This window comes from Stenotrophomonas sp. STEN020 (assembly GCF_056760195.1).
This window is the reverse complement of sequence record NZ_JBRREI010000009.1, coordinates 31,968-54,567: the sequence shown is the minus strand read 5'-3', so window position 1 is coordinate 54,567 and position 22,600 is coordinate 31,968. Positions and strand designations below refer to the sequence as shown.

At 65.3% G+C, this 22,600-nt stretch carries 27 protein-coding genes; 25 read left to right on the top strand and 2 right to left on the bottom strand.

Going from position 1 to position 22,600, the window contains the following annotated elements; translation table 11 throughout:
• Positions 1–37 precede the first annotated feature (37 nt).
• The 17 genes from ACVOLZ_RS05950 to ACVOLZ_RS05870 all read left to right on the top strand — a co-directional run bounded on the left by ACVOLZ_RS05950 (position 38) and on the right by ACVOLZ_RS05870 (position 15,216).
• A complete protein-coding gene (locus ACVOLZ_RS05950; protein ID WP_003454886.1) occupies positions 38–403 on the top strand; it encodes a DUF3085 domain-containing protein in 366 nt (121 codons plus the stop codon).
• 143 nt (positions 404–546) lie between these two features.
• Positions 547–891, top strand: a complete 345-nt coding sequence (locus ACVOLZ_RS05945; RefSeq protein WP_003454883.1) for a hypothetical protein — start codon at positions 547–549, stop codon at positions 889–891.
• A gap of 298 nt (positions 892–1,189) precedes the next feature.
• On the top strand, positions 1,190–1,753 hold the full coding sequence (locus ACVOLZ_RS05940; protein WP_003454879.1) for an STY4534 family ICE replication protein: 564 nt from the start codon (positions 1,190–1,192) through the stop codon (positions 1,751–1,753).
• A 111-nt stretch (positions 1,754–1,864) separates the two neighbouring features.
• Positions 1,865–2,494 (top strand): DUF3275 family protein, encoded by a 630-nt coding sequence (locus ACVOLZ_RS05935; protein WP_003454876.1) that lies wholly within the window; start codon positions 1,865–1,867, stop codon positions 2,492–2,494.
• Between the two features lie 101 nt (positions 2,495–2,595).
• Positions 2,596–2,988, top strand: a complete 393-nt coding sequence (locus ACVOLZ_RS05930; protein WP_003454873.1) for a hypothetical protein — start codon at positions 2,596–2,598, stop codon at positions 2,986–2,988.
• 7 nt (positions 2,989–2,995) lie between these two features.
• Entirely contained in the window at positions 2,996–3,265 is a 270-nt protein-coding gene (locus ACVOLZ_RS05925; protein WP_003454871.1) for a hypothetical protein, read from the top strand.
• 137 nt (positions 3,266–3,402) lie between these two features.
• Positions 3,403–4,230: a DUF932 domain-containing protein gene (locus ACVOLZ_RS05920; RefSeq protein WP_003454853.1), complete on the top strand. Its 828-nt coding sequence runs from the start codon at positions 3,403–3,405 to the stop codon at positions 4,228–4,230.
• 501 nt (positions 4,231–4,731) lie between these two features.
• Positions 4,732–5,388 (top strand): hypothetical protein, encoded by a 657-nt coding sequence (locus tag ACVOLZ_RS05915; protein WP_003454850.1) that lies wholly within the window; start codon positions 4,732–4,734, stop codon positions 5,386–5,388.
• Between the two features lie 67 nt (positions 5,389–5,455).
• Entirely contained in the window at positions 5,456–6,574 is a 1,119-nt protein-coding gene (locus ACVOLZ_RS05910; protein WP_003454847.1) for a DUF6094 domain-containing protein, read from the top strand.
• A 132-nt stretch (positions 6,575–6,706) separates the two neighbouring features.
• The gene (locus ACVOLZ_RS05905) at positions 6,707–8,989 is read left to right on the top strand and encodes a DEAD/DEAH box helicase family protein (RefSeq protein ID WP_126220063.1); all 2,283 of its coding nucleotides are present in this window, start codon (positions 6,707–6,709) and stop codon (positions 8,987–8,989) included.
• A 160-nt stretch (positions 8,990–9,149) separates the two neighbouring features.
• Positions 9,150–9,761 carry a PFGI-1 class ICE element type IV pilus protein PilL2 gene (gene pilL2 / locus ACVOLZ_RS05900; RefSeq protein WP_003454835.1) on the top strand — a complete coding sequence of 204 codons (612 nt, stop codon included), beginning with the start codon at positions 9,150–9,152 and terminating at the stop codon, positions 9,759–9,761.
• The gene (locus tag ACVOLZ_RS05895; protein ID WP_003454833.1) at positions 9,758–10,402 is read left to right on the top strand and encodes a hypothetical protein; all 645 of its coding nucleotides are present in this window, start codon (positions 9,758–9,760) and stop codon (positions 10,400–10,402) included. The genes pilL2 and ACVOLZ_RS05895 overlap by 4 nt, the downstream gene beginning before the upstream one ends.
• 9 nt (positions 10,403–10,411) lie before the next feature.
• Positions 10,412–11,143, top strand: a complete 732-nt coding sequence (locus ACVOLZ_RS05890) for a TIGR03759 family integrating conjugative element protein (protein WP_003454822.1) — start codon at positions 10,412–10,414, stop codon at positions 11,141–11,143.
• Positions 11,128–11,727, top strand: coding sequence for a lysozyme family protein (locus ACVOLZ_RS05885; RefSeq protein WP_033873711.1), 600 nt, complete (start codon positions 11,128–11,130; stop codon positions 11,725–11,727). The genes ACVOLZ_RS05890 and ACVOLZ_RS05885 overlap by 16 nt, the downstream gene beginning before the upstream one ends.
• Positions 11,724–12,290, top strand: coding sequence for an integrating conjugative element protein (locus ACVOLZ_RS05880; RefSeq protein ID WP_059889462.1), 567 nt, complete (start codon positions 11,724–11,726; stop codon positions 12,288–12,290). The genes ACVOLZ_RS05885 and ACVOLZ_RS05880 overlap by 4 nt, the downstream gene beginning before the upstream one ends.
• 20 nt (positions 12,291–12,310) lie before the next feature.
• Complete coding sequence (traD, locus tag ACVOLZ_RS05875; RefSeq protein WP_003454810.1) at positions 12,311–14,470, top strand: type IV conjugative transfer system coupling protein TraD; 2,160 nt, start codon at positions 12,311–12,313, stop codon at positions 14,468–14,470.
• On the top strand, positions 14,467–15,216 hold the full coding sequence (locus ACVOLZ_RS05870; protein ID WP_003454808.1) for a TIGR03747 family integrating conjugative element membrane protein: 750 nt from the start codon (positions 14,467–14,469) through the stop codon (positions 15,214–15,216). Before traD ends, ACVOLZ_RS05870 begins: the two co-directional genes overlap by 4 nt.
• A gap of 135 nt (positions 15,217–15,351) precedes the next feature.
• Here the strand turns inward: ACVOLZ_RS05870 and ACVOLZ_RS05865 are convergent, their stop codons facing one another.
• A complete protein-coding gene (locus tag ACVOLZ_RS05865; RefSeq protein WP_003454806.1) occupies positions 15,352–16,221 on the bottom strand; it encodes an ImmA/IrrE family metallo-endopeptidase in 870 nt (289 codons plus the stop codon).
• Between the two features lie 2 nt (positions 16,222–16,223).
• Complete coding sequence (locus ACVOLZ_RS05860; protein ID WP_003454804.1) at positions 16,224–16,610, bottom strand: helix-turn-helix domain-containing protein; 387 nt, start codon at positions 16,608–16,610, stop codon at positions 16,224–16,226.
• A gap of 276 nt (positions 16,611–16,886) precedes the next feature.
• On the opposite strand from ACVOLZ_RS05860, the gene ACVOLZ_RS05855 reads away from it, so the two are divergent.
• The 8 genes from ACVOLZ_RS05855 to ACVOLZ_RS05820 all read left to right on the top strand — a co-directional run bounded on the left by ACVOLZ_RS05855 (position 16,887) and on the right by ACVOLZ_RS05820 (position 22,591).
• Positions 16,887–17,111 (top strand): DUF2188 domain-containing protein, encoded by a 225-nt coding sequence (locus ACVOLZ_RS05855; protein ID WP_003454802.1) that lies wholly within the window; start codon positions 16,887–16,889, stop codon positions 17,109–17,111.
• 8 nt (positions 17,112–17,119) lie between these two features.
• Complete coding sequence (locus tag ACVOLZ_RS05850) at positions 17,120–18,118, top strand: CBASS cGAMP-activated phospholipase (RefSeq protein ID WP_481515405.1); 999 nt, start codon at positions 17,120–17,122, stop codon at positions 18,116–18,118.
• The gene (locus ACVOLZ_RS05845) at positions 18,112–19,254 is read left to right on the top strand and encodes a CBASS cGAMP synthase (RefSeq protein WP_003454798.1); all 1,143 of its coding nucleotides are present in this window, start codon (positions 18,112–18,114) and stop codon (positions 19,252–19,254) included. The genes ACVOLZ_RS05850 and ACVOLZ_RS05845 overlap by 7 nt, the downstream gene beginning before the upstream one ends.
• Positions 19,251–20,879, top strand: a complete 1,629-nt coding sequence (locus ACVOLZ_RS05840; RefSeq protein WP_003454796.1) for a ThiF family adenylyltransferase — start codon at positions 19,251–19,253, stop codon at positions 20,877–20,879. Before ACVOLZ_RS05845 ends, ACVOLZ_RS05840 begins: the two co-directional genes overlap by 4 nt.
• On the top strand, positions 20,867–21,343 hold the full coding sequence (locus tag ACVOLZ_RS05835; RefSeq protein WP_003454794.1) for a Mov34/MPN/PAD-1 family protein: 477 nt from the start codon (positions 20,867–20,869) through the stop codon (positions 21,341–21,343). The genes ACVOLZ_RS05840 and ACVOLZ_RS05835 overlap by 13 nt, the downstream gene beginning before the upstream one ends.
• A gap of 205 nt (positions 21,344–21,548) precedes the next feature.
• The gene (locus ACVOLZ_RS05830; protein ID WP_003454792.1) at positions 21,549–21,956 is read left to right on the top strand and encodes an integrative conjugative element protein, RAQPRD family; all 408 of its coding nucleotides are present in this window, start codon (positions 21,549–21,551) and stop codon (positions 21,954–21,956) included.
• Complete coding sequence (locus tag ACVOLZ_RS05825; RefSeq protein ID WP_003454790.1) at positions 21,953–22,192, top strand: TIGR03758 family integrating conjugative element protein; 240 nt, start codon at positions 21,953–21,955, stop codon at positions 22,190–22,192. Before ACVOLZ_RS05830 ends, ACVOLZ_RS05825 begins: the two co-directional genes overlap by 4 nt.
• Before the next feature lie 21 nt (positions 22,193–22,213).
• Entirely contained in the window at positions 22,214–22,591 is a 378-nt protein-coding gene (locus ACVOLZ_RS05820) for a TIGR03745 family integrating conjugative element membrane protein (protein WP_003454787.1), read from the top strand.
• Positions 22,592–22,600 lie beyond the last annotated feature (9 nt).

Below are 22,600 nucleotides of genomic sequence, written 5' to 3'. Positions count from 1 at the left end.
GGGAAACCTTCTTCCTTCACCGTTGGAGACCACTTCCATGACTGTTCGATTCAAAGGCACCGAGCTTCGGCCCGTGCTTGCCGAGGCGGCGGCCAACCAGTGCCGCGTCATCCTGGTCAAGGACCAGGGCGTGTATTTCATGGCCGAGCACGGCGAGAGCCGGCCCGATGGGCGGCGCAAGACCATCGCCTACGCCGTGGGCTGCAACCCCGATGTCGATGCGTTCGACGACTGGTGGGAACTGGCGCGCGCCGAATTCGGCGGCGACGACTTCGGCGAGTTCTTCGCCCTGCAGGAACGGGTCCTCACCCGTATCCTGCACAGCGAGGACGACCTCGAAGTGTCGGCCACGGTCACGCACCTGTCGATGCAGGCGGTATCCGCTGCACCGGCCGGCCACTGACCGTACTGCTTCCCAGCCCCCTTCACGGGGGCTTCTCTTTATCTCGTGCCGCGGCCCATGGCCGCATCGCACGCGCTCGTCTCCAGTCCGGCTCGGGCCGCTCACGCCGGCATCTGCCGGTGCCACCGCCTGGTGACGCCTGCATGCGAGACCCGTTCAAGATCGAGCAACCGACCTGCATCAGCTTCAGCGGCGGCCGCACCAGCGCGTACATGCTCTGGCGCGTGCTGCAAGCCAACGGCGGCCTGCCCGCAGATGCCGTCGTCTGCTTCGCCAACACCGGAAAAGAAGTGGAAGCCACCTTGCGCTTCGTGCGCGACTGCGCCGAGCACTGGCAAGTGCCGATCCACTGGCTGGAGTACCGGCCCATCGAACCGGGCTTCGTGGTGGTGGACTTCGATACCGCCAGCCGCGCGGGCGAGCCTTTCGAGATGCTGGTCCGCAAGCGGCAGTACCTGCCCAACCCGGTGGCGAGAGGGTGCCACTAATGCGGACAGCCGCCGGTGCCGATTGCCGCTCGCGCGGGCGCGCGCCTGGCGCCACGCTGCCGCCATGTTCCGCTGACGCCCGTCAGCAGCATGCCCAGGCAGTCTCGATCTTCAAGACTGCGACGCGGTTCCGACCGCGTTGATCAACCAGTTCGCTCCGGCATCCCAGCGCGAACAGCCATCGGTTCTCCCGATGGTGATGCCACCCAAGCTGTTCCTTCAACCCACGCGGGGGTTCCACACCTTCCCCGCCTTGGGTCGGGTGTGTCTCCGCCTCATTGTTCTCAGGAGATTCACCATGACCACTTCCACCGACAAGTCCTACTTCGACCTGCACATCACCGGACTCGGGTATCTCAATCGCATCCGCGAAGTGAAGCCCAAGAAAGGCGATGCGTTCCTGGCCTGCGACATCGCGGCGCTCAACGGCCCCAGCGATGACGTGGCCTACGTGCGTTTCGACACGCGCGTCTCGGGCTCCGAAGCGCAGCACCTCGTGCGCCGCTGCATCCAAGCGGTCGATGCCGAGAAGAAAGTGATGATCGGCTTCCGTCTGGGCGACCTGTGGGCCGACACCTTCACCTACTCCAAGGGCAAGCGTGCCGGCGAGCAGGGGGTGAGCTTCAAGGCCCGCCTGCTGTTCGTCAGTTGGATCAAGGTCGACGGCAAGCTCGTCTACAAGGCCGAGCCCAAGCCGACCGATGCCGACCAGCGCGACGAACGCGACGTGCGTAACACGGATGTCCCCGCGACGTTCGCTGAGCCGCAAGCCGCTGCGTTCGAGCCCGCCAGGCCCGCCGCCGAAGCTGCCGACGAAGCCACTGCCGATGCGCCTGCATTGGAAGTTGCCGAGTCGTTCTGATCCGCAAGGCCCCGTCCCCTGGGGCCTTGTCTTCTTCCCACTCGCGTGCGCATGCGACCGTCGCCATGACGGCCGTGTGCGTGATCGCAGCTTCGTCCGCAGGAGTTCTTCATGATCACCATTCCCGGCCAATTGGCCATCAAGACCATCCACGGCCGTAACGGCGACTTCAACGTCGGGCGCCTTGCGACCTCCATCGGCGAGTTCGTCGTGAAGAACGCCGAACTCGACCAGTACGCCGAAGGCAAGTACGAGGGCGATTTCGCCATCGCGGAGATTCGCCCGTCCACGTACACCGCCAACGGCCGCATGGTCATTGAGATCCGCGCCCTCCTGGGTGGGATGACTTTGTCCAACATCGACGCCCTGAGCCGTGACGACGCCCGCCGGCTGAGTCCGCAGGAAGTCGATCCGATCGACGAGGAAGCGCAGACCGCCACGCCGACGCCGACGACCGCCCCCAAGGCGGCCGGCCGGAAGAAGGCGCGCAGCTCGCGCGACCCGCTGGTCGATACCACGCCGTTCGGCAGCGAGCCGGCTGCTGCGTCTGCCGAGGCTACGGCCCATGCGGACGACGACGGCGACGCGGCGCTGTTCGGCACACTCTGGCCGCTGGGCGATGTCGTCAAGCTCGATGCCACCGTGGATCGGCGCGTGCTGCGTCAGCAGCGCGACCGCCTCGGCGACCTGGGCTACGAGTTCGCTCCGCTGTCCCAGGACTGGCACCTCACCAGGGTCTGATCCCATCGCCATTTCACGCCGCATGCCTGCGGCTTTCCACCACCCGCCGGGGCTCCTTCCCCGGCGGGAGGACTCCGGCCCTTTCTCACAGGAGTCATTCCATGGGCTGGACATTCGTTCGATTGACGCGCGATCAGTTGATCCGCGAGCTGACCGCAACCGAGGAAACCGAGCGGTCGCGCAGTGAGGTCATCGACCACACGCTGGTCGGCAACGTGCTGTGGACGGTGGCGCGCGTCACCGCCAAGCAGGCCGGCGTCCTGGGTCTCGCACCCGGCGAGTCGGCCACCTTGATCGGCTGCCATCTGCTGGAAAGCGAGGGCCGCGAATGGGGCTACAAGTTCCTGGTCGAGGCCGAGCACCCGTACTACTACTCGTGCCCGCTGCGCTATCTCGACATGGCGCCGCAGCGCTGCGCCACCTGGCGCGCAAGGGTGCATGCCTTCCACCAGCAGCCGACGCGCAAAGCGGCCGGCGATGCAGCCACCGACTGAGGCGAACATGGACACCCTCATGTCGTCCTTGCCGCCCGAGCTGCTTCGCTTCGTCGAAGACCAGTTGGCCAACAACGAGGTTTCCGACGACGACGAACTGCGCGAGCACTTCATCGCCAACGGCCTGAGCGAAGAACAGGCGTGGCAGGCACTGACCTACCGCGCGCTGTACCTGCGACACGTCTTCCTCGACGGCTTCACGCCGATCCTCAAAGGCCAGGAAGCGCTTTGCTTCAACCCGCACAGCCGCGGCTGGGAGCCGGTTCCGAACCCATAGGCCGGCCTTCACGCGGCGCACTTCTTCATCCCTTTCATCAGGCCCTGTTCAGCAGGGCTTTTCTTCGTCCTACGCAATCGCGCGCATCCGGCCTCGGCCGCTGGATGCCGATTGCTCCATTCCGCAAGGAGATCATCATGCAACTCGCATCCCGCTTCGCCCCTCGTTCCCCGGTGCTGCGCGCCGACCATCCGTTGTCGGACGATCAGATTCGCACCGTGGCCCCATCCATCTTCGCGGACACCCCGCACGAAAGCCGCTCCGAACGGTACAGCTACATCCCCACGGCGGCTGTGCTGACCGAACTGCGCAGAGAAGGTTTCCAGCCGTTCATGGTGTGCCAGACCCGCGTGCGACACGAGGATCGCCGCGACTACACCAAGCACATGCTGCGCCTTCGCCACGCCAGCCAGATCAACGGCGCCGAGGCGAACGAGATCATCCTGCTCAACTCGCACGACGGCACCAGCAGCTACCAGATGCTCGCGGGCATGTTCAGATTCGTCTGCCACAACGGTCTGGTGTGCGGCGACACCTTCGCCGACGTGCGCGTGCCCCACAAGGGCAACGTCACCGATCACGTGATCGAAGGCGCCTACGAGGTGCTGCACGGCTTCGAGCGCGTGCAGGACTCGCGCGACGCCATGCGCGTCATCACCCTCGACGACGGCGAGGCCGAAGTCTTCGCCAGGTCGGCGCTGACCTTAAAGTACGACGAGTCGGGCAAGGCCTTGCCCATCACGGAGACGCAGATCCTGCGGCCTCGTCGTTTCGACGACAACCGTGCCGATCTTTGGTCGGTCTTCAACCGGGTTCAGGAGAACCTTGTCAAGGGCGGCCTGACCGGCTGTGCCGCCAACGGGCGCCAGCAGCGCACGCGACCCGTTCAGGGCATCGACCAGAACGTCCGGCTCAACCGGGCGCTTTGGCTGCTCGCGGATGGCCTGCGTCAGCTCAAAGCCTGACCCACAAGCGGATCGTGCCTCGCGGCATGGTCCGCTTTTTCTTTGGCGGCGCTGTGCTGCCAGCGCACCACGTTCAGTTTGGCTCGGTGTAACCCTAATGCGGCAATTCGCTGCCGCCGCGAAAATTGCGGTTCGACTGCATACCTCCCTGGCTTTTCCTCCCTGAGCCAAGCAGTCATCTTTGCCGCCTCGGTGTCCCCGGGGCGGTTTTCTTTTGTGGCCGTCCTTCCGGCGCCGCGGGCGATGCGCCAGAGCAAACAGGGTTGCGCGCCGGGTCGGTTTTCCGCTCCCGCGACACGCTCACCTTAGCGCAGGCTATGTCCCATGTCCGTCGGCGTTGCCGACAACATGCCCAGGTAGCCCAGACCTTCAAGGCTACGGCGCGTTGCGACGCACGGTCTGATTCTTCACCACGACGCTCACCGCGTCTTCTTCCATCCCCCTGGGGCAGTGACTGCCCTCGCGGGCGGTGCTGTCTCCGCTCACTTCGAGGACATCACCATGCCTGCACCTTCTTCCCCTAAGACGCTCTATCGCATCGACGAATGCCCCGACCTGATGGCCGATGGCGTCGTCGGTGACGAGAACGGCAACCTGGTCTTCATCTCCCTCTGGGCGCGCGACACCGCCGTCCAGGAATTCCTGGCCCGCCTTACCCTGGGCCGGGACGAACAGGGACTGGATCAGTTCCACCTCATCACCGAGCAGGGCGCGAGCATTCCGATCTTCGTCAGCAACGTCGAGAACCTGGAAAAGCGCAGCGCACGCGCCTACCGACGCACGCTGTTCGGCTCGCTGACCAACATCTGGCTGTTCGATCGGCGCTGCGTCAAGCCCGACAAGGCCAACGCCAGCGCGCTGGCGCTCCTGCCTCGCGATTCCACGCACCGGCTCGACCGGCTGTGGAAGCTGGTGCGGGATACCTGCCCGCTGCCGCTTCTTGATCCCTGGCGCGAACCCGTGCTGGAGCTGCTGCAGGCGAAGTCGATGCTGACGCGCCTGCCGTTCGCCCTCGGACCTCTGGAGGGCCATCGACTCGCCATCGACGTGCCGACGCTGACCCAGGTGCTGGGCGGCCTGATCCGCAGCGGCGCGCTCGTCGCGGGCACACCCGCCAGCCGCACCCCTTCGGCACGACCGCTCGAAGCGGTGGCTTGAGGTTTTCGCATCGGACATGCACGCGCGCATGTCCGCATCCCTTCATCTTCAATGCCAGGAGATTCCCATGGCCCTCATGTTCCCGCGGCTCGCCCGCAACTTCGTCAAGAACGGGTACTTCCCCACGGATGAACCCACGCTCGAAAGAGCACTCGCCGCACTGGCGCCCGCCGAATCCTCGAACGGGCCGCTGTGCATCATCGATCCCTGCGCCGGCGAAGGCGTGGCGATCGCCGAAGCCGCGCACGCCCTCGGGCGCGAGCAGGTCCAGGCCTTCGCCGTCGAGTACGAGGCCGAGCGTGCGCACCACGCCCGGCAACTGGTCGATCGCTGCATCCACGGCGACCTGATGGACACGCTGATCAGTCGGCAGAGCTTCGGCCTGCTGTGGCTCAACCCGCCGTATGGCGACCTGGCCAAGGACACCAACGGCAACGTCGGCTACCAGGGCCAGGGCCGCGCGCGGCTGGAAAAGCTGTTCTATCAAAAGGCGCTGCCACTGCTGCAGTACGGCGGCGTGCTGATCTACATCGTGCCGCACTACGTGCTCGATGCCGAGCTGGTCGGGTGGCTGACCCGGCACTTCGCCGATCTGCGCATCTACCGCGCGGTGGAAGCGCAGTTCAAGCAGGTGGTGATCTTCGGCCGCCGTGTTCGTCAGCGCGACCAGGCATCGGATTCGGTCAAAGCCACGCGCGCGCTGCTGCTGCAGATCGGGCAAGGCGACGCCGAAGCGGAGGAGCTGCCGGTCGAATGGCCGTTCCTGCCGTACACGGTGCCTGCCAGCCCGGCCGAGCCGGAGCACTTCTACCGCGTGACGATGGAGCCCGAGCAGTTCGCCGATGAAGTCGGCCGGCTGCAAGGGCTCTGGCCGACGCTCGACACGCACCTGGGCGCCGCGCAGCAATCGCTGCGGCCTCCGGCGCGGGCCTTGTCGCACTGGCATCTTGCCTTGGCGCTTGCTGCCGGCGCGATCTCCGGCGTGGTGAAGTCCAAGACGGGCCGCGTGCTCGTCGTCAAGGGCGACACCCACAAGGAGAAGACGCTGCAGACGGAATACACCGAACGCGACGACGGCTCCGTGGCCGAGACGCGCATCCTGACCGACAAGTTCGTGCCGGTCATCCGTGCCTGGGACATGACACCAGGCTCGCCGACCTGCGGCGAGGTGTTGACCATCCGCTGATCGCTGTTCCCTGACGGTTCGCCGTCGATCTGTTCTTCCACTGCGGCTTCGCGCCGTTCCCCTCTTCCCACCCCGGGGCATGCCATCGCCCCGCAGGGGAGGTGCATGCCCCATTTTCTTTGGAGCATCACCATGTCCCTCGATACCGACGTTGTTCCCGCCGCCGACAGCACGCCCATCCAGGGCGACCTGCTCGAAGCGGCCGCTTCTCCCTTGGCCTTGAGCCTTCAGGATTTCGTCGCCGAGTTCGGCGACGAGCTGCTGGATTCGCTCAACCGCGCCAACCCTCCCGTCTACACCGGCCAGGCCCGGTCGCACCGCCAGCTCGTGCTGGCCAGTCTCAAGCGCAAGCTGTTCCAGGCGCAGGCCGAGGTGGTACATGCCGTCACCGAGCTGTTGGCCGACCGTGGCGAACGCGCCGCGATCGTCAATGGCGAGATGGGCTGCGGCAAGACGACCGTCGGCATCGCCACGGCCACCGTGCTGCACGCCGAAGGCTACCGCCGCACTCTGGTGCTGTCGCCGCCCCACCTGGTCTACAAGTGGCGCCGCGAAATCCAGGAGACGGTGGCCGGTGCCAAGGTCTGGGTGCTCAACGGCCCGGACACGCTGGTCAAGCTCATCAAGCTGCGCGAGCAGTTGGGCGTACCGGCGCGCGGCCAGGAGTTCTTCGTGCTCGGGCGCGTGCGGATGCGCATGGGTTTCCACTGGAAGCCCGTCTTCAACGTGCGGCGCACGCGGCACGGCGAAGTAGGCGCATGCCCGGACTGCGGCCAGGTCATCACCAACCTCGACGGCGAGCCGATCAACCCGGTCGAACTCGAAGCCGAGGACTACCGCCGCCGGTGCAGCCATTGCGCCGCACCGCTGTGGACGCTGATGCGACCGAGGAGCCTGTCCGCCAGCGACCAGTCCACGGCCGTCTTCAAAGCCTTGCAGCGCATCCCGACCATCGGGGAAGTCACCGCGCAGAAGCTGATGCGCAAGTTCGGCGACTCCTTCCTGGCGTCCATGCTCGGCGACAACATCCACGAGTTCATCAACCTCATGGATGCCAACGGCGAGCTGGTCTTCTCGGATCGCCAAGCGCACCGCATGGAGCGGGCGATGGCGAACATGGAGTTCGGCTTCGGCGAGGGCGGCTACCAGCCGTCCGAGTTCATCAAGCGCTACCTGCCGCAAGGCACGTTCGACCTGCTCATCGCCGACGAGGCGCACGAGTACAAGAACGGCGGCTCCGCACAGGGCCAAGCGATGGGGGTGTTGGCGGCCAAGGCACGCAAGACGCTGCTGCTCACCGGCACGCTGATGGGCGGCTACGGCGACGACCTTTTCCACCTGCTGTTCCGAGCCCTGCCGGGGCGAATGATCGAAGATGGCTACCGCCCGACCAAGAGCGGCAGCATGACCTCGGCCGCGATGGCGTTCATGCGCGATCACGGCGTCCTCAAGGACATCTATTCCGAGAGCACCGGCACGGCGCACAAGACGGCCAAGGGCAACAAGATTTCGGTGCGCACCGTCAAGGCGCCGGGCTTCGGCCCGAAGGGCGTGCTGCGTTGCGTGCTGCCGTTCACGGTCTTCCTCAAGTTGAAGGACATCGGCGGCAATGTGCTGTCGCCCTACGACGAGGAGTTCCGCGAGGTGGCGATGGACACGGCGCAAGCCGCGGCCTATCGCGATCTGTCAGGTCGGCTGACCACAGCGATGAAAGAAGCGCTGGCGAAGCGCGACACGACGCTGCTCGGCGTGGTCCTCAACGTGCTGCTGGCCTGGCCGGATTGCTGCTTCCGGTCGGAGGCGGTGGTGCACCCGCGCACGCGCCAGACCTTGGCCTTCGTTCCGGCTCAGTTCAACGAGCTGGAGGTGATGCCCAAGGAGCGCGAGCTGATCGAGATCTGCAAGCAGGAGAAGTCTGCGGGTCGCAAGACGCTGGTCTATTCGGTCTACACCGGCACGCGCGACACCACGTCGCGCCTGAAGGTGCTGCTGGAGCAGGAAGGCTTCAAGGTGGCGGTGCTGCGCGCAAGCGTGGATGCCTCCCGCCGCGAGGACTGGATCGCCGAGCAGTTGGACCGCGGCATCGACGTGCTGATCACGAACCCGGAGCTGGTCAAGACGGGTCTCGACCTGTTGGAGTTTCCGACGATCGTGTTCATGCAGTCGGGCTACAACGTCTACAGCCTGCAGCAGGCGGCCCGGCGCTCATGGCGCATCGGCCAGAAGCTGCCGGTTCTCGTGATCTACCTCGGCTATGCGGCTTCCTCGCAGATGACCTGCCTGGGGCTGATGGCGCGAAAGATCATGGTCTCGCAGAGCACGTCGGGAGACGTGCCCGAGTCGGGATTGGACGTGCTGAACCAGGACGGTGATTCCGTCGAGGTAGCACTGGCCCGGCAACTCGTCGCGGCCTGATCCACCCACCCACGCCGGCTGCCCTTCGGGGCGCCGGCTTCTTTTTTCCGTGCATCGATGGCGCGCGATGAAGTCGGGCGCCTGCCAGTTCCCTTTGTTTGCTGCCCGAACGCTTCGCGGCGGCGATGGTGAGGGCTCCGTGTTCCAGGGAACTTGCCCCATGCAACCACTCACCTGCGTCGCCCACCGCCTGGCTGTGCCTGCATTGCTCGCCGGCTGCGTACTGATGGCCGGCTGCGCCACCACGGGCGTGGCGAATCCCCCGACGGCCGCTGCCACCGCGCCCGAGCCTTCGGCGTTTGTCAGGGCCATCGCCCCGGAGTCTGAGCCGAACCTGATCCCGGTGGCGCGCTACGGGCGCTACACGCTGGTCGAGATGGTGCCCGAGCCGGCGCAGCGCGACCTGCTGCGGCAGGTGATCGAGATTTCGATTCCGCCGACCTTGGACGCGAGCGTCGGCGATGCGCTACGGCACGTGCTGCTGCGCACCGGCTACCGCCTTTGCGACGCGCCGGACGCCGCTTCGCTGTTCACGCTGCCGCTGCCGGCGGCGCATCTGCGGCTCGGGCCACTGCCGTTGCGCGATGCCTTGCTGGCGCTCGCCGGGCCGGCCTGGGAGTTGTCCGTCGATGACGCTGCGCGCGCGGTGTGCTTCGCGCGCGTGACGACTGCGCGTGCGCCGAGTGCAAGCCCGATTCCCGCGCCTCCGGCACCGAGCGCGCCGGCCGACGAACCCGCCGATCCCCATGTGCCCCAGGAGGCCCAGCCATGACCATCCCGCAGCTTCCCGACGAGAATGCCGGCCGCGCGCGCTGGTTGAAGATCACAGCGGCCGCGTGGCTGCTGCTCGTGAGCATCCTCGCGGTGGTCAACAGCGTGGGCCTGTCGCGCCTGAGCGAGCAGAGCCAGGCCAGCGCCCAGGACGCGCACGTGCAGGCGCTCAACACGCGCGTCGCCGAACTCGAACAGCAGGCGGCGACCTCGAAGAATCAGCCCAAGCCTGTCACCCAGCCCGACTTCGAGGCCACCCGCAAGGCGCTGGACGAACGCCTGGCACAGGTGGAGCAGGCCCAGGCCACAGACGCCCATGCCGGCGACGTGCAGGCGCTGCAGGCCCGCGTGGGCGACATCGAAGCCCGCATGAAGCGAACCGCCGCGCCTGCCGCAGCACCCCAGCGCACCGCCGAGCCGGCCAAGCCCAAGGTGCCCGAACCGCCATTCAACGTCGTGGGTGTGGAGCTGCGCGGCGGCGAGCGCTTCCTGTCGGTGACGGCACCCAAGGCGTCGTCGGTGCTGGACGTGTGGCTGCTGCGCGAAGGCGATGCCGTGGGCGCGTGGCATCTGCTGGCGATCGAGGCACGCGCCGCCGTGTTCCGCGTGGACGGCCAGACCCAGCGCCTCGCGCTGCCGTAGGGGCCGGCCATGAAGCACGCCGCGATCTGCTTCGCCGCCATCCTCGCCGCTGTCGCAGGAACGGCAGGCACGGCCTCGGCACAGTCGGCGCCGGTCGCGTCCTCGCGCACGGTGCCCGCCCAGATTCAGAACAGCAGCGACGCCGCGCTGGACGAACGGCTGGCGCGCGATTGGGGCCTGCGCTCCGATGAGTGGGCGCGCTACCGCCAACTGATGCAGGGGCCGCTGGGCATCTATTCCCCGAACCTCGATCCGCTCACGGCGCTGGGCATCGAGGCGCGCAGCGACGAGGAACGCAACCGCTATGCGGAGCTGCAGGTGCAGGCGGAATCGAAGCGCGTGGGCAAGACGCTGGCCTACCAGCGGGCCTACGACGCGGCGTGGAAGCGGCTCTATCCGGGACAGCAGCGCGTGAACATGCCGGGTGCGAAGGCGCCGGGCGCCGGCAACCGGGGCTCGGGCCGGCTGGCGGTTTTCGTGAAGGCCGAGTGCCCGTCGTGCGAGCAGCGCGTGCGCCAGCTGCAGGTGGCCGGCACCGCCTTCGACCTCTACATGGTCGGCAGCCGCCAGGAGGACGCCCGCATCCGCCAGTGGGCGACGCAGGCTGGCATCGACGCCGGCCGCGTGCGCTCGCGCGCCATCACGCTCAACCATGACGCCGGGCGCTGGCTGTCACTCGGCCTGCCCGGCGATCTGCCCGCCGTGGTGCGCGAGGTCAACGGCCAATGGCAGCGCCAATAGCGGCATCGAGTTTGGCTCGCCGCGCCGGCCGCGCGGCAGTGGCCCTGGTGCTCTGCGCCTGCACGGCCATCGCCTTCGGCCAGGAGGTGCCACCACCCGCCTACCAGCTCGCCGCCCAGCAGGCGGGTGTGCCGTCGCCGGTGCTGTACGCGGTGGCGCTGCAGGAGAGCGGCGCGCGGCTGCGTGGCCGCCTGATCCCCTGGCCTTGGACGCTCAACGTCGCCGGCCGCGCCGAACGCTACGCCACACGGGCCGGGGCCTGCGCCGGCATTCGCCAGGCGCTCGCCCGCGTGCCGGCCAATCGCATCGACGCCGGACTCGGCCAAGTCAACCTCGGCTACCACGCGCAGCGCTACGAGCATCCCTGCGAACTGCTCGACCCGTACCGCAACCTCGCCATCGCCGCGGAAATCCTGCAGGAGCAGCACACGCCGGGCGAGGACTGGTTGATCGCCATCGGCCGCTACCACCGCCCCGCGGGCGGGGCGCCTGCCGCCCGCTACCGCCGCAGTGTCCACCAGCACCTGACCCGCGTGCTCGGGCCGGGCGCTGCACTTCCCACTGCCCGGAGCCCCATGTCATGAACCGCATCCTCCTTGCCGCCATGGCGGCACTGCTGGCCGCCACGGCCCACGCACAGGGCCGCGGCCCGGTCATCAAGAGCAGCTCCCCGCCGTTGATCGTCGTCGAGGACAAGGGCGGCAGCTCGGCACTGCCGCACTACCGGGCCTTGAACCCGCAGGATGCGCAGCCCAGTCAGCCAGCCACGCCGCAACCAGCGCCGCAATCCAGGCCGCGCATTGGCGGCCCGACCGATGCCGAGGCGGCCATGCTGCCGGTGCGCTCGATGCGGCTGACACCCGGCGACGAGCCGCGCCGCGTGATCCGCGCGCCGGGCCTGACGCCGCTGTTCCTGGTCGGCGACGACGACCGCTCGCGCGACTGGCTCCAACAGCGGGGCAAGGACTTACAGGCGCTGCGCGCCGTGGGGCTGGTGGTCAACGTCGCGACACCCGAAGCACTGGCCGCGCTGCGCCGCCTCGCGCCGGGCTTGGTGCTGTTGCCCGTCTCGGGCGACGACCTGGCGCAACGCCTGGGCATCAAGCACTACCCGGTGCTGATCACCGCCACGGGCATCGAGCCCTGACGTGACGTGAAGCGCCCGCCATGGCCCAGTCCCAAGCCGTCGAAGTCCTGCTGCGGCCAGCGGTGGAGCTATACACCGTCGCGGTCTGTGCGGGCGCCGCGTTTCTGTGCCTGGTGGCCCCGTGGTCGCTCGCGCTGAGCCCCTTGCTGGGCCTGGGCAGCGCGCTGGCCTTCCTGACCTTCGGCGCGCTGCGCTTGCACGACGCCTGGGCCATCTTGCGCTACCGGCGCAACATCCGGCGCCTGCCGCGCTATGTGATGACCAGCCGCGACGTGCCGGTCAGCCAGCAGCGGCTCTTCGTCGGCCGGGGCTTTCGCTGGGACCAGCGCCACACGCACCGGCTGATGCAGACCTACCGGCCGGAGTTCCGACGCTACGTCGAGCCGACGGCGATCTACCGGATGGCGCGGCGCATGGAAGAGCGCCTGGAGTTCGCGCCGTACCCGTTGTCCAAGATGGCGAAGGCCCTGGCCTGGGACAACCCGCTCAACCCGGCGCGTCCGCTGCCGCCGGTGGGCGGTATGCCGCGGCTACACGGTATCGAACCGCACGAGGTCGACGTCACGTTGCCATTGGCCGAGCGCGTCGGCCATAGCCTGGTGTTAGGTACGACCCGCGTCGGCAAGACGAGGTTGGCCGAGCTGTTCATCACCCAGGACATACGGCGCAAGCTCAACGGACAGCACGAGGTCGTGATCGTCTTCGATCCCAAAGGCGATGCGGACCTCCTGAAGCGCATGTACGTGGAGGCCAAGCGTGCCGGGCGCGAGGGCGAGTTCTATGTGTTCCACCTGGGCTGGCCGGACATCTCCGCGCGCTACAACGCGGTGGGACGCTTCGGGCGCATCTCGGAAGTTGCCACGCGCATCGCCGGCCAGCTTTCCGGTGAAGGCAACAGCGCGGCGTTCCGCGAGTTCGCCTGGCGCTTCGTCAACATCATCGCGCGGGCGTTGGTCGAGCTGGGGCAGCGGCCCGACTACCTGCTGATCCAGCGCCATGTCATCAACATCGATGCGCTGTTCATCGAGTACGCCCAGCACTACTTCGCCCGGAACGAGCCCAAGGCCTGGGAGGTCATCGTCCAGCTCGAAGCCAAGCTGAACGACAAGAACATCCCGCGCAACATGATCGGCCGCGAGAAGCGCGTCGTCGCGCTGGAGCAGTACCTGTCGCAGGTGCGCATCTACGACCCTGTGCTCGACGGCCTGCGCAGCGCGGTGCGCTACGACAGGACGTACTTCGACAAGATCGTCGCATCGCTCCTACCGCTGCTGGAGAAGCTGACCACCGGCAAGATCGCGCAGTTGCTGGCGCCGAACTATTCGGACCTCGCCGACCCACGCCCGATCTTCGACTGGATGCAGATCATCAGGAAGCGGGCCGTGGTCTATGTCGGCCTCGATGCACTGTCGGACGCGGAAGTCGCGGCGGCGGTCGGCAATTCGATGTTCTCCGACCTCGTATCCGTCGCGGGTCACATCTACAAGTTCGGCATCGACGACGGCCTGCCGGGTGCCGCGACGGGCATCAAGGTGCCCATCAACGTCCATGCCGACGAGTTCAACGAACTCATGGGCGACGAGTTCATACCCATGGTCAACAAGGGCGGCGGCGCGGGCGTCCAGGTCACGGCCTACACGCAGACCCTCTCGGACATCGAGGCGCGCATCGGCAACCGCGCGAAGGCGGGCCAGGTCGTCGGCAACTTCAACAACCTGTTCATGCTGCGCGTGCGCGAGACCACCACGGCCGAACTGCTGACGCGCCAACTGCCCAAGGTCGAGGTCTACACGACGACGGTGATGAGCGGCGCCACCGACAGCTCAGACCCGACCGGCAACACCGCCTTCACGTCGAACACGCAGGACCGCATCAGCAGCAACAGCGTGCCGCTGATCGAACCAGCGCACGTCGTGGGCCTGCCCAAGGGCCAATGCTTCGCGCTGATCGAGGGCGGCCACCTGTGGAAGGTGCGCATGCCACTGCCGGCGCCCGACCCCGACGAGGCCATGCCCAAGGATCTGCAGGAACTGGCCGGCTACATGCGGCAGCACTACGTCGAGGCCGGCGAGTGGTGGGACAACAAGGGGCTTCCCGGCCTGCAGGACCAGGCGCTGCCCGACGATCTGCTGGCCGACTTCAAGCAGATGGCCAGCGCGGATGAAGGGGCCACGGCATGAGCGACCCCGCCGTCGCCGTCCAGCGCCAGCAGGTTCGCCAGCAGGGCCTGATCGCAGGCCTCATCACGCTCCCGTTCCGGCTGTTCGGGGTGTTGGCCGGTTCGCTGGTGCTGTGCATCGCGATCGAGTGCATCGGCATGCACTTCTTCTGGCCCGAGCAGGGCTGGCGCCATGCGCAGGGCATGCTGAACTACGAGCTGTCGCAGGTCTCGGAGCATTTCACGCAAAGCGTGCTGGTGCAGGAGCCGGGGCGCAGCGCCCTCCAGCTCGTCGAGTGGGCCAACCAAGGACTGTTCGTGAAAACGGGCCTGCTGGACTGGATACGCGACGCGGCGGCGCAATCGCGTGCCGGCGCGCGCAGCCAGGCGCAGGACTTCCGCTACTACATCGGTCAGCTCTACGTGCATGTCGAGAGCTACCTGATCGCCTCGGCGTACACAGTGCTGGTGTTCCTCGTGCGGCTGCTGGTGCTGGTCCTGACCTTGCCGCTGTTCCTGATGGCGGCCTTCACCGGCCTGGTGGACGGGCTCGTGCGCCGCGACGTGCGCGGCTTCGGCGCCGGCCGCGAATCGGGCTTCGTCTACCACCGGGCGAGAGCCAGCCTGATGCCGCTGGCGGTGCTGCCCTGGGTCACTTACCTCGCGCTGCCGGTCAGCGTGCATCCGCTGCTGATCCTGCTGCCCAGCGCGGCGCTGCTCGGCGTCGCGGTGTGCATCGCGTCGGCGACGTTCAAGAAGTATCTGTGAAAGCGGTTCAAGATAATCTCCGTCTCACTCTTCATGGCGACTCATCGACACCAAACATCTTTTGACCTTTGACACTGCATCCACCCTACATCTTCGAGGCCATGTGGCCACTCAGACACACGAACGCAAATGGCCTCAGCGGCGCCTGCTGCGTCCCGGCCACGGTAGCTGCCCAGTGAGTTCAGCCAAGCCACCGTCGTCCTCGACGCGTACACCGAAGCGGTTCACTTCGACCTCAGGTAAATCGTCGCTGTCGAACCAGAGCAGCGAGGTCGTGGTGTCAGTACGTGCGTAGTGCCTGGAGAGTTCCCAGAGATCGAGGCCCTTTTCCCAGTTGTCGAACCAGATGTCTTGTGCAACCTCATCTGTGTCGGCAGCACTGCTGCCTGAAGAACGGAGACGGTGAGCCACAGAGCCGACAGGAATGGCAGACCTGGGAGATATCCAAGCCCCAGCCTGTCGCAAACTGGTGGAGCGTGCCGCGTAGCGCACTGCACCGCGCTCCATGGTGACGAAGGCGCAAGGGATGTCGCTGAGGGAGGCGAACCGCGACGCAGCGGCGGGAAATGATGTGCTGAAAAGCGCCGCCATGCCCTGGATCAGCTCCAGCGAAGGTTCTTCCTTGGGCACAAGCGATAGCCATTGCTGATACGGCATCAGCAACTCGGCGGCGAAAGTGTCGCATGCGATTTCGTTCGGATGCCGCTTCGCATAGGACCAGGACGGCACCTCTTCGTGGCTCGATTCCAGCGCAAGGACGATATGCGCAATTTCGTGGCAGATGGTGAAGCGTTGGCGTTCTTCTGTCTCCAGCGAATTCACCGTGATCACGTGCTTGCCATTCGGCTTGGTGATCGTGTAGCCGGACTCCCCCTCACTAAGCTCCTCTTTCTTGACTTTGGCGTTGGCCGCGACCACATAGGGCGTCAGGTCTTCTCGGATGCCGGACACATCAACCTTCGCAACAAAGGCCCGTGCTTTCTGTGTGACATCCGCTTCATCCATATTCAGTCGTCCTCGTCCTCGAATGCTCGCTGTATCCGGGCGATCAGTGTCGCGGGATCGGGCCTTGTATTTCCACGATGCCTCACGCCTGCTGCAGCCGAAAAGATGTCGATGCTGATGGAAGGATCGTTCAGCACGAATTCAACAAGGCGGGGATCGGCCTCCGCATGGTCGACAAGCCACATCACCAGCGCAGCATCTCTTTCACCTGGTTTGAGAACCTTCAGCAGCTTCTCGACTAAGTCCACTGACGGATTTGTCTTTTCGCCGGACTCCAGCCGGTGGACATAGGCATGGTCCACCGAAGACAGTTGACCGATTTCGCGCAATGAGAGGGTTCTGCGCTCGCGTAGCGTCTTGAGGGCGACGCCCAGGCCTGTTTGTGACATCCGTTCCGTTCCTTGTGGCTGCGGCGGACAACGGTGTGTGTCCGGTCCGAAGCAGTTGCGTTCTGCGGCACCAAGCCCACCATTTGCAGCTTGGCACCAAGTCTGATACATTGTTGTCCAGCCAGACAACAGAAGTGAGTTCTACGACTGCAGCAAGTTGATTTGGCTTGACTCGCCCGTTGTCTGCAAGAGCAACGAATTTTGCTTCAACCGGTGGTCATTGGCAACCCGGCCGGCTGGCCGGGGTCTCGATGGTTCAACTTTAGGAAATTCGCCATGACAGGCAAAAATCAGCATGTAGTTCCTCACCAGGACGGTTGGGCCGTCAAGGGTGCCGGCAATCAACGGGCAACCTCCGTGCACGATACGCAGCAGCAGGCCATTGACGCGGCGCGGGACATCGCACGCAACCAGCAGTCCGAACTGGTCATCCACCGTCCGGACGGTCGCATCCGTGACAAGGACAGCCACGGTAACGACTCCTTCCCGCCGAAGGGCTGAGTGCCATGATGGGCGTGCCCACCTACCATGTGCTCGCCCTGTCTGGGGGCGGCTATCGCGGCTTGTACACAGCGACGGTTCTTGCCGAGCTTGAAGCCGTGCTAGGCCGCCCCATCGCTTCGCACTTCGACCTGATCTGCGGCACCTCTGCAGGCGGGATGCTGGCCTTGGGGCTGGCCGCGGAAATCCCCGCCATTGAACTCAAAGCCTTGTTCGAACGACAGGGCTCCCGCATCTTTGGTTGCCGAAGTCTCGCTCGGCGCCTTCTGGGCTTCTGGTTGACCGCCAAGCACGACTCCGCAGGGTTGCGGGGCGTGCTGACCGAGCGCTTTCAAGACGCCACGATCGGCAACTTGAAGCACCGCGTTCTCGTGCCAGCCGTCAACTACTCGACGGGGCGCGGCCAGTTCTTCAAAACGCCTCACCATCCCTCATTTGAGATGGACCACCGCATGAGGATCGTGGATGTGGCGTTGGCGACCGCCGCTGCGCCCGTTTACTTTCCGCTAGCGCGCAACGATCGTGGCGTCTTTGCGGATGGAGGACTGGTCGGCAATGCGCCAGGACTGTTCGGGCTGCACGAAGTCAATACGTTCCTCGCGCCGAAACAGAATGCACTGGTCCGGGTGCTGTCCATCGGCACGATGACGATCGGTGCAACCGTCCGTGGCGGCGCCAGCCTCGACCGCGGATTCGGCAAGTGGCGCGGAGGGCTGTTCGATCTGGTGATCTCTGCCCAGGAGTCGTCGGTGGACTACATGCTGCGCCAGTCGTTGGGTAGCAACTACTTCCAGATCGACGACAAGGCCACGCCCAATCAAAGCAAGGACGTAAAGGCGCTGGACCGGGTTTCCATCGGCGCCACGAATACGCTGAAGGACCGCGGCAATCATGCAGCGCAGCGCGCGCTTGGCGACCCTCTTTTCCAACCGTTTCGAGCGCACCAGGCCGGCGCACCCACCTTCTATCACGGCCCCAACAAGAATGTGCCGGAGGCCGAATGCTGAACCTGAGCCCGCTTTTCTTTACCACCGTCGATGACGAATCCTGCATGCATGACGAGCTGGATCTGTCGCCCGAGCAACGAGCGTGGATCGCCAGCGCCCGAAATGATGTCAGGAACTGCCTTCGCACCGGAATTCCGCGCGTGCTGCGCGAACGCGGGTACACGGACGACGTGCCTCAGCCACGCTTCTTCACGCAAGGATCGTGGGCGTACAAGACCTTGAACGGCCCGGCACAACGGCCCCAGCAGGCGGATGTCGATGATGGTTGCTATCTGCCGTTGAGTTTTGTCTCGCAGACGAAGCGTCCCAGCAGGGCCACAACGGTGTTCTTTGCAGCTGCTGAAGAAGCCTTGAGGCTGTTGGTCGAGGAGAAGCACTGGAAGCTTGTCACCGACAAGCCGACATGCATCCGGATTGTCATTGCGGCCTATGCCCACATCGACATTCCGTTGTACGCCATCCCCGACGAAGAATTCGTCACGCTCGCGAAAGCCTCGATGGAGCGATACGGCTATGACTCGCTGACGGAGGCGGTGAACATGGCAGAGCGGGATGCCTGGACGGCATTGCCCGCTGATAAAGTGCTCCTGGCTCACCGCGAGTGCAACTGGATGCCCTCCGACCCCAGGCCTGTGAAGGAATGGTTTTTGGGCGAGGTGGAGGCCAAGGGCGAACAGTTCCGCCGCGTGATTCGCTACTTGAAGGCGTTTCGCGATTGGCGGTGGTCGAGCGGTGGACCGGCTTCGATTCTGTTGATGGCCGCTGCGGCTCCGCTATTCGAGAAGCGGGATCGGCGCGACGACCTGGCGTTGCTGGATGTCGTCGCGGCATTGCCGGCCCGGCTGCGCGCGGGGGTGAACAACCCCGTTGATGAGTCGGAGTCGCTTACTGCACGCCTTGGTAAAGAGGGCGTCGAAGAGGCTGCGAAAGCGTTCGAAGCATTCGAAAAAGTGCTGCGCGGAGCCACCAACGCCGGCAGCCCTTCACAGGCCTGCGTCTGGATGCAAGGCGAATTCGGTCCGCGTTTTCCGAACGAGCCGGACCGGGTCAAGGTGGTATCCGTTGTCGCCACCATTGCCGCAGCGCCGGCTACGGCTGGTCCGAGCGAATTGGTCGGGCGCACGAAGGCCGGATGAGCAGCGTCGCCGTGGTCTCCGATGTGGTCGAAGCCTTCAGGCTGCAAGGCTTCGAGTTTGTCGGCAAGACGGACGACGGCTGGTTCAAGCTGAGGGGGCCGTTGATCCCGTGCGGCGCGGACGATGGCATTCCATGTGAGGTTCAGCTCGACCCTACCTTCTTCGACCTGCCTCGCATTCGGCTGCTCGAAATTCCGCCTGAACTGCCCAATGCAGTTCCTCATCTTGGCGCGGAGGGCGGCCTTTGCTATCTGGCCAAGGGAACTGTCGTGCTGGACATCTACGATCCTGTAGGGCAGTCCTTGGCGTGCCTGCAACGGGCGGCAGCGGTGCTCGGGCAGATCTTGAAGGGCGAGATGATCGAAGATCTCGCCGAAGAGTTCTTTGCCTACTGGAACGGCTGGCTTTGTTTTGTGGACATGCAAGGCGAAGATCTGGGGCGACAAAACTGTATCGTTGCGCAAGCCAATGGGAATCCACTCTGGTTCATCACCGACAACGAAGATCGAACAACAAGAAAGTTGCATTCACTCGGCTACCAGGTCACTGATAAAACGGTGCTGACATACCGGGTCAAGACCACCGCGCAACCCCGCCCACTAACCAGCCACTGGCCCCCCGAAACGGTGGGGGACGTCTTGGCTTGGCAAAGCACCCTGGACCCACGGTGTCGGCGCAAGATTCACGAACGAATCAAGGAAGGGCAAAGCAAAAAAGCAAATGGCGTCCTGATCATCATCGAATCGCCACTGATGACCTACGGCTTTGCCGTGCTCTTTGACCACCAAGTGAGTCAAAAGACCAAGCTTGCTGATCGCAGGGATTCGAGTTTTGGGCTGAAGGTAATGCCCGTCTCAGTGATCAGGATCGATGACCGGTATCTGGCCCAGCGCAACATCCCCAAGTCGAAAACGTTGGCGGGGAAACGAATCGCACTTGTGGGTTGCGGCACGATCGGCGGATACCTCTCGGACATGCTGGTCAAGGCCGGGGCAGGATCATGCGGAGGGAAACTCACGCTGGTGGATTTTGATGGCCTCCTTCCACAGAACATCGGACGGCATCGGCTCGGCTTCCCGGACCTGTTGTCGAACAAGGCTGAGGCGATGGCGAAGGAACTCAAGCGCTTGTCGCCAGGCGTCGAGGTTCATGCGCTCCCCGTGGACGTGAGACAGGCCCAACTGGGAAAGCTGGACCTACTCATCGATGCCACCGGCGAAGAATCCCTCGGGCATTGGCTGTGCGGCCGCTACAGGGCTCCCACGCCCATGCTTTCTGTTTGGATCGAAGGGCCGGGAACGGCTGTGCGTGCGCTCCTGAGAACGAACGCATCGGGTGCGTGCTACCGATGCCTATGGCAGAGCCACAGAAGAGGCGAACTTCGCTCGACCATTGATGCTCTGCCTAACATCTTGGCAGGCCACGGGTGCGAGGGCTTGTATGTGCCATTTCCGGCTTCGGTGTCGGTGCAGGCAGCCAGCTTGGGTGCTGAGATGGCCCTTGATTGGGTCAAGGGCGTCCACTCTCCTGCATTGCGGACCCGGCTGATCGACCAGACCCATCATCTGGCCACGCCTGACTGCGATCCTCTGCGAGATCATGATTGCCCTCTATGCAATTCCTAGGGTCCTGGGCAACTGGCGACAAGAGCAGGTTGCTGCATTTTTCGACCCAGACGCTGGAGACATTCAGTCAGCATATCCAGGCTAGTGATGCCGACTGCGAAGCGGGCGGACTCTTGCTTGGTTCTGTACATGGAGCCCATTTGCTCATTGAGCAGGCGACGGTTCCTACCGCGTGGGACAAGCGGTTTCGCTATCTGTTCGAGCGGATGCCGTTTGGTCATGAGGCTATTGCGTTGTCGCGATGGACGGCGAGTCAGGGAACTGTCCGCTATTTAGGCGAATGGCATACCCACCCGGAAGACCATCCCCAGCCTTCTAGCCTTGACAGATCTGAATGGACTTTGTTGGCAGCGCAGCGTCGGGACAAGCGGCCAGTGCTCGCTGTCATCATCGGGCGTAGATCTCTGTATGCAGAGTTGGTGCCGAGATCAGGCGAAGGGTCGATATTCTTCCCCGTGGAGTAGAGCACTAGCGCAACAACCATCATCGTCTTGACTTGCACCTCCACTCAGACGGTAGTGCATTAAAGACGACGTCATCGGGGAAATTCCTTCCTCTGCAGCGGAGTTTGCCGCGGAAAGCGGTGGCTGGCCGGTTCCGATTGATTGCGGCGCCGGAAGACCGGCCGTTTGAGCATCGAGCCATCCGCATCCCTCGGAGAACGGCTCGATGGAAACCACTCGCAATCCCGCGCAGGTTCGGCGCTTCGCCGTCGAGGCACCCTGGGCCGTGCGTGTTGCCGCGCTGCTGCTTGCCGCTGCCGGATTGCAGCCCGCCATCGCCGCTGACGCCTCCGACAACGCTGCGGAGCGCGAGATGCTCGCCGCGGTAACGCGCCAGCTCGAACTGCTGGACCGCCTCGCCGAGCACGCCGCCACCACCGCGCCGCAGGAGCGCGCCCGCTACCACTTCGACTACGCGCGGCTGCGCGCCGACCTGGAGCGCGTGCGCACCGGCGTGCGCGACTACCTCGTTCCGCAACGCGCCCAGCCGCGTGATCCCGTGCCGCTGGCCGGTGACTACACGCGCAGTAACGCGGCGCCTGCGACGTCGCCCAAGGAGGCGCCGTCGCCATGACGCCTTCCGCCGATCAGGTCGCCGCCTTCACGGCCAACGGCGGCTTCGCGCCCGGGGCCGTCTCCACCGTCGTGCTCGGCTTCGTCTTCGCCATCCTGCTGCTGTGGGGCGTGTGGGCGATGCGCACTGCCTATGTCGGCTGGGCCGAGCACCACCTGACCCAACGCCAGTTCCTCGGCGTCATCGTGCGCTTCGTCGCGATGTACCTGGTGCTGGGCTTTTTCCTCCTGTCCTGACCCCATGAAAGGTACTTCGCCATGAACGCTCCCGCTACTTCTCGCCGTCCCACGTCGCGGCCCGCCGCGCGCATCGCCGCGCTGCTGATCCCGCTGGGCATCGCCGCCACGCCGCTGCCGTCGTTCGCCGACCTTCCCACGCTGGAAGACCCGTCGCGCGGCACCGGCAGCGGCATCATGCAGACGCTGCAAAACTACGGCTACGACATCGTGCTGCTGATCGCGCTGCTCGTCGTCGCCTCGATGTTCGTCGGCGTCTGCTACCACGCCTACACGCGCTACGCCGAGATCCACACCGGCCGCGCAACGTGGGGGCAGTTCGGGTTGACCGTCGCGGTGGGCGCGATCCTGCTGGTCGTCGGCATCTGGCTGCTGACCAAGGCTACCGGCGTCCTGTAAGGCCCGGCA

Bases quoted from the DNA above. Each gene is read 5' to 3' on its own strand.
- ACVOLZ_RS05950 (WP_003454886.1), top strand. From the start codon at position 38: ATGACTGTTCGATTCAAAGGCACCGAGCTTCGGCCCGTGCTTGCCGAG.
- ACVOLZ_RS05945 (WP_003454883.1), top strand. From the start codon at position 547: ATGCGAGACCCGTTCAAGATCGAGCAACCGACCTGCATCAGCTTCAGC.
- ACVOLZ_RS05940 (WP_003454879.1), top strand. From the start codon at position 1,190: ATGACCACTTCCACCGACAAGTCCTACTTCGACCTGCACATCACCGGA.
- ACVOLZ_RS05935 (WP_003454876.1), top strand. From the start codon at position 1,865: ATGATCACCATTCCCGGCCAATTGGCCATCAAGACCATCCACGGCCGT.
- ACVOLZ_RS05930 (WP_003454873.1), top strand. From the start codon at position 2,596: ATGGGCTGGACATTCGTTCGATTGACGCGCGATCAGTTGATCCGCGAG.
- ACVOLZ_RS05925 (WP_003454871.1), top strand. From the start codon at position 2,996: ATGGACACCCTCATGTCGTCCTTGCCGCCCGAGCTGCTTCGCTTCGTC.
- ACVOLZ_RS05920 (WP_003454853.1), top strand. From the start codon at position 3,403: ATGCAACTCGCATCCCGCTTCGCCCCTCGTTCCCCGGTGCTGCGCGCC.
- ACVOLZ_RS05915 (WP_003454850.1), top strand. From the start codon at position 4,732: ATGCCTGCACCTTCTTCCCCTAAGACGCTCTATCGCATCGACGAATGC.
- ACVOLZ_RS05910 (WP_003454847.1), top strand. From the start codon at position 5,456: ATGGCCCTCATGTTCCCGCGGCTCGCCCGCAACTTCGTCAAGAACGGG.
- ACVOLZ_RS05905 (WP_126220063.1), top strand. From the start codon at position 6,707: ATGTCCCTCGATACCGACGTTGTTCCCGCCGCCGACAGCACGCCCATC.
- pilL2 (WP_003454835.1), top strand. From the start codon at position 9,150: ATGCAACCACTCACCTGCGTCGCCCACCGCCTGGCTGTGCCTGCATTG.
- ACVOLZ_RS05895 (WP_003454833.1), top strand. From the start codon at position 9,758: ATGACCATCCCGCAGCTTCCCGACGAGAATGCCGGCCGCGCGCGCTGG.
- ACVOLZ_RS05890 (WP_003454822.1), top strand. From the start codon at position 10,412: ATGAAGCACGCCGCGATCTGCTTCGCCGCCATCCTCGCCGCTGTCGCA.
- ACVOLZ_RS05885 (WP_033873711.1), top strand. From the start codon at position 11,128: ATGGCAGCGCCAATAGCGGCATCGAGTTTGGCTCGCCGCGCCGGCCGC.
- ACVOLZ_RS05880 (WP_059889462.1), top strand. From the start codon at position 11,724: ATGAACCGCATCCTCCTTGCCGCCATGGCGGCACTGCTGGCCGCCACG.
- traD (WP_003454810.1), top strand. From the start codon at position 12,311: ATGGCCCAGTCCCAAGCCGTCGAAGTCCTGCTGCGGCCAGCGGTGGAG.
- ACVOLZ_RS05870 (WP_003454808.1), top strand. From the start codon at position 14,467: ATGAGCGACCCCGCCGTCGCCGTCCAGCGCCAGCAGGTTCGCCAGCAG.
- ACVOLZ_RS05865 (WP_003454806.1), bottom strand. From the start codon at position 16,221: ATGGATGAAGCGGATGTCACACAGAAAGCACGGGCCTTTGTTGCGAAG.
- ACVOLZ_RS05860 (WP_003454804.1), bottom strand. From the start codon at position 16,610: ATGTCACAAACAGGCCTGGGCGTCGCCCTCAAGACGCTACGCGAGCGC.
- ACVOLZ_RS05855 (WP_003454802.1), top strand. From the start codon at position 16,887: ATGACAGGCAAAAATCAGCATGTAGTTCCTCACCAGGACGGTTGGGCC.
- ACVOLZ_RS05850 (WP_481515405.1), top strand. From the start codon at position 17,120: ATGGGCGTGCCCACCTACCATGTGCTCGCCCTGTCTGGGGGCGGCTAT.
- ACVOLZ_RS05845 (WP_003454798.1), top strand. From the start codon at position 18,112: ATGCTGAACCTGAGCCCGCTTTTCTTTACCACCGTCGATGACGAATCC.
- ACVOLZ_RS05840 (WP_003454796.1), top strand. From the start codon at position 19,251: ATGAGCAGCGTCGCCGTGGTCTCCGATGTGGTCGAAGCCTTCAGGCTG.
- ACVOLZ_RS05835 (WP_003454794.1), top strand. From the start codon at position 20,867: ATGCAATTCCTAGGGTCCTGGGCAACTGGCGACAAGAGCAGGTTGCTG.
- ACVOLZ_RS05830 (WP_003454792.1), top strand. From the start codon at position 21,549: ATGGAAACCACTCGCAATCCCGCGCAGGTTCGGCGCTTCGCCGTCGAG.
- ACVOLZ_RS05825 (WP_003454790.1), top strand. From the start codon at position 21,953: ATGACGCCTTCCGCCGATCAGGTCGCCGCCTTCACGGCCAACGGCGGC.
- ACVOLZ_RS05820 (WP_003454787.1), top strand. From the start codon at position 22,214: ATGAACGCTCCCGCTACTTCTCGCCGTCCCACGTCGCGGCCCGCCGCG.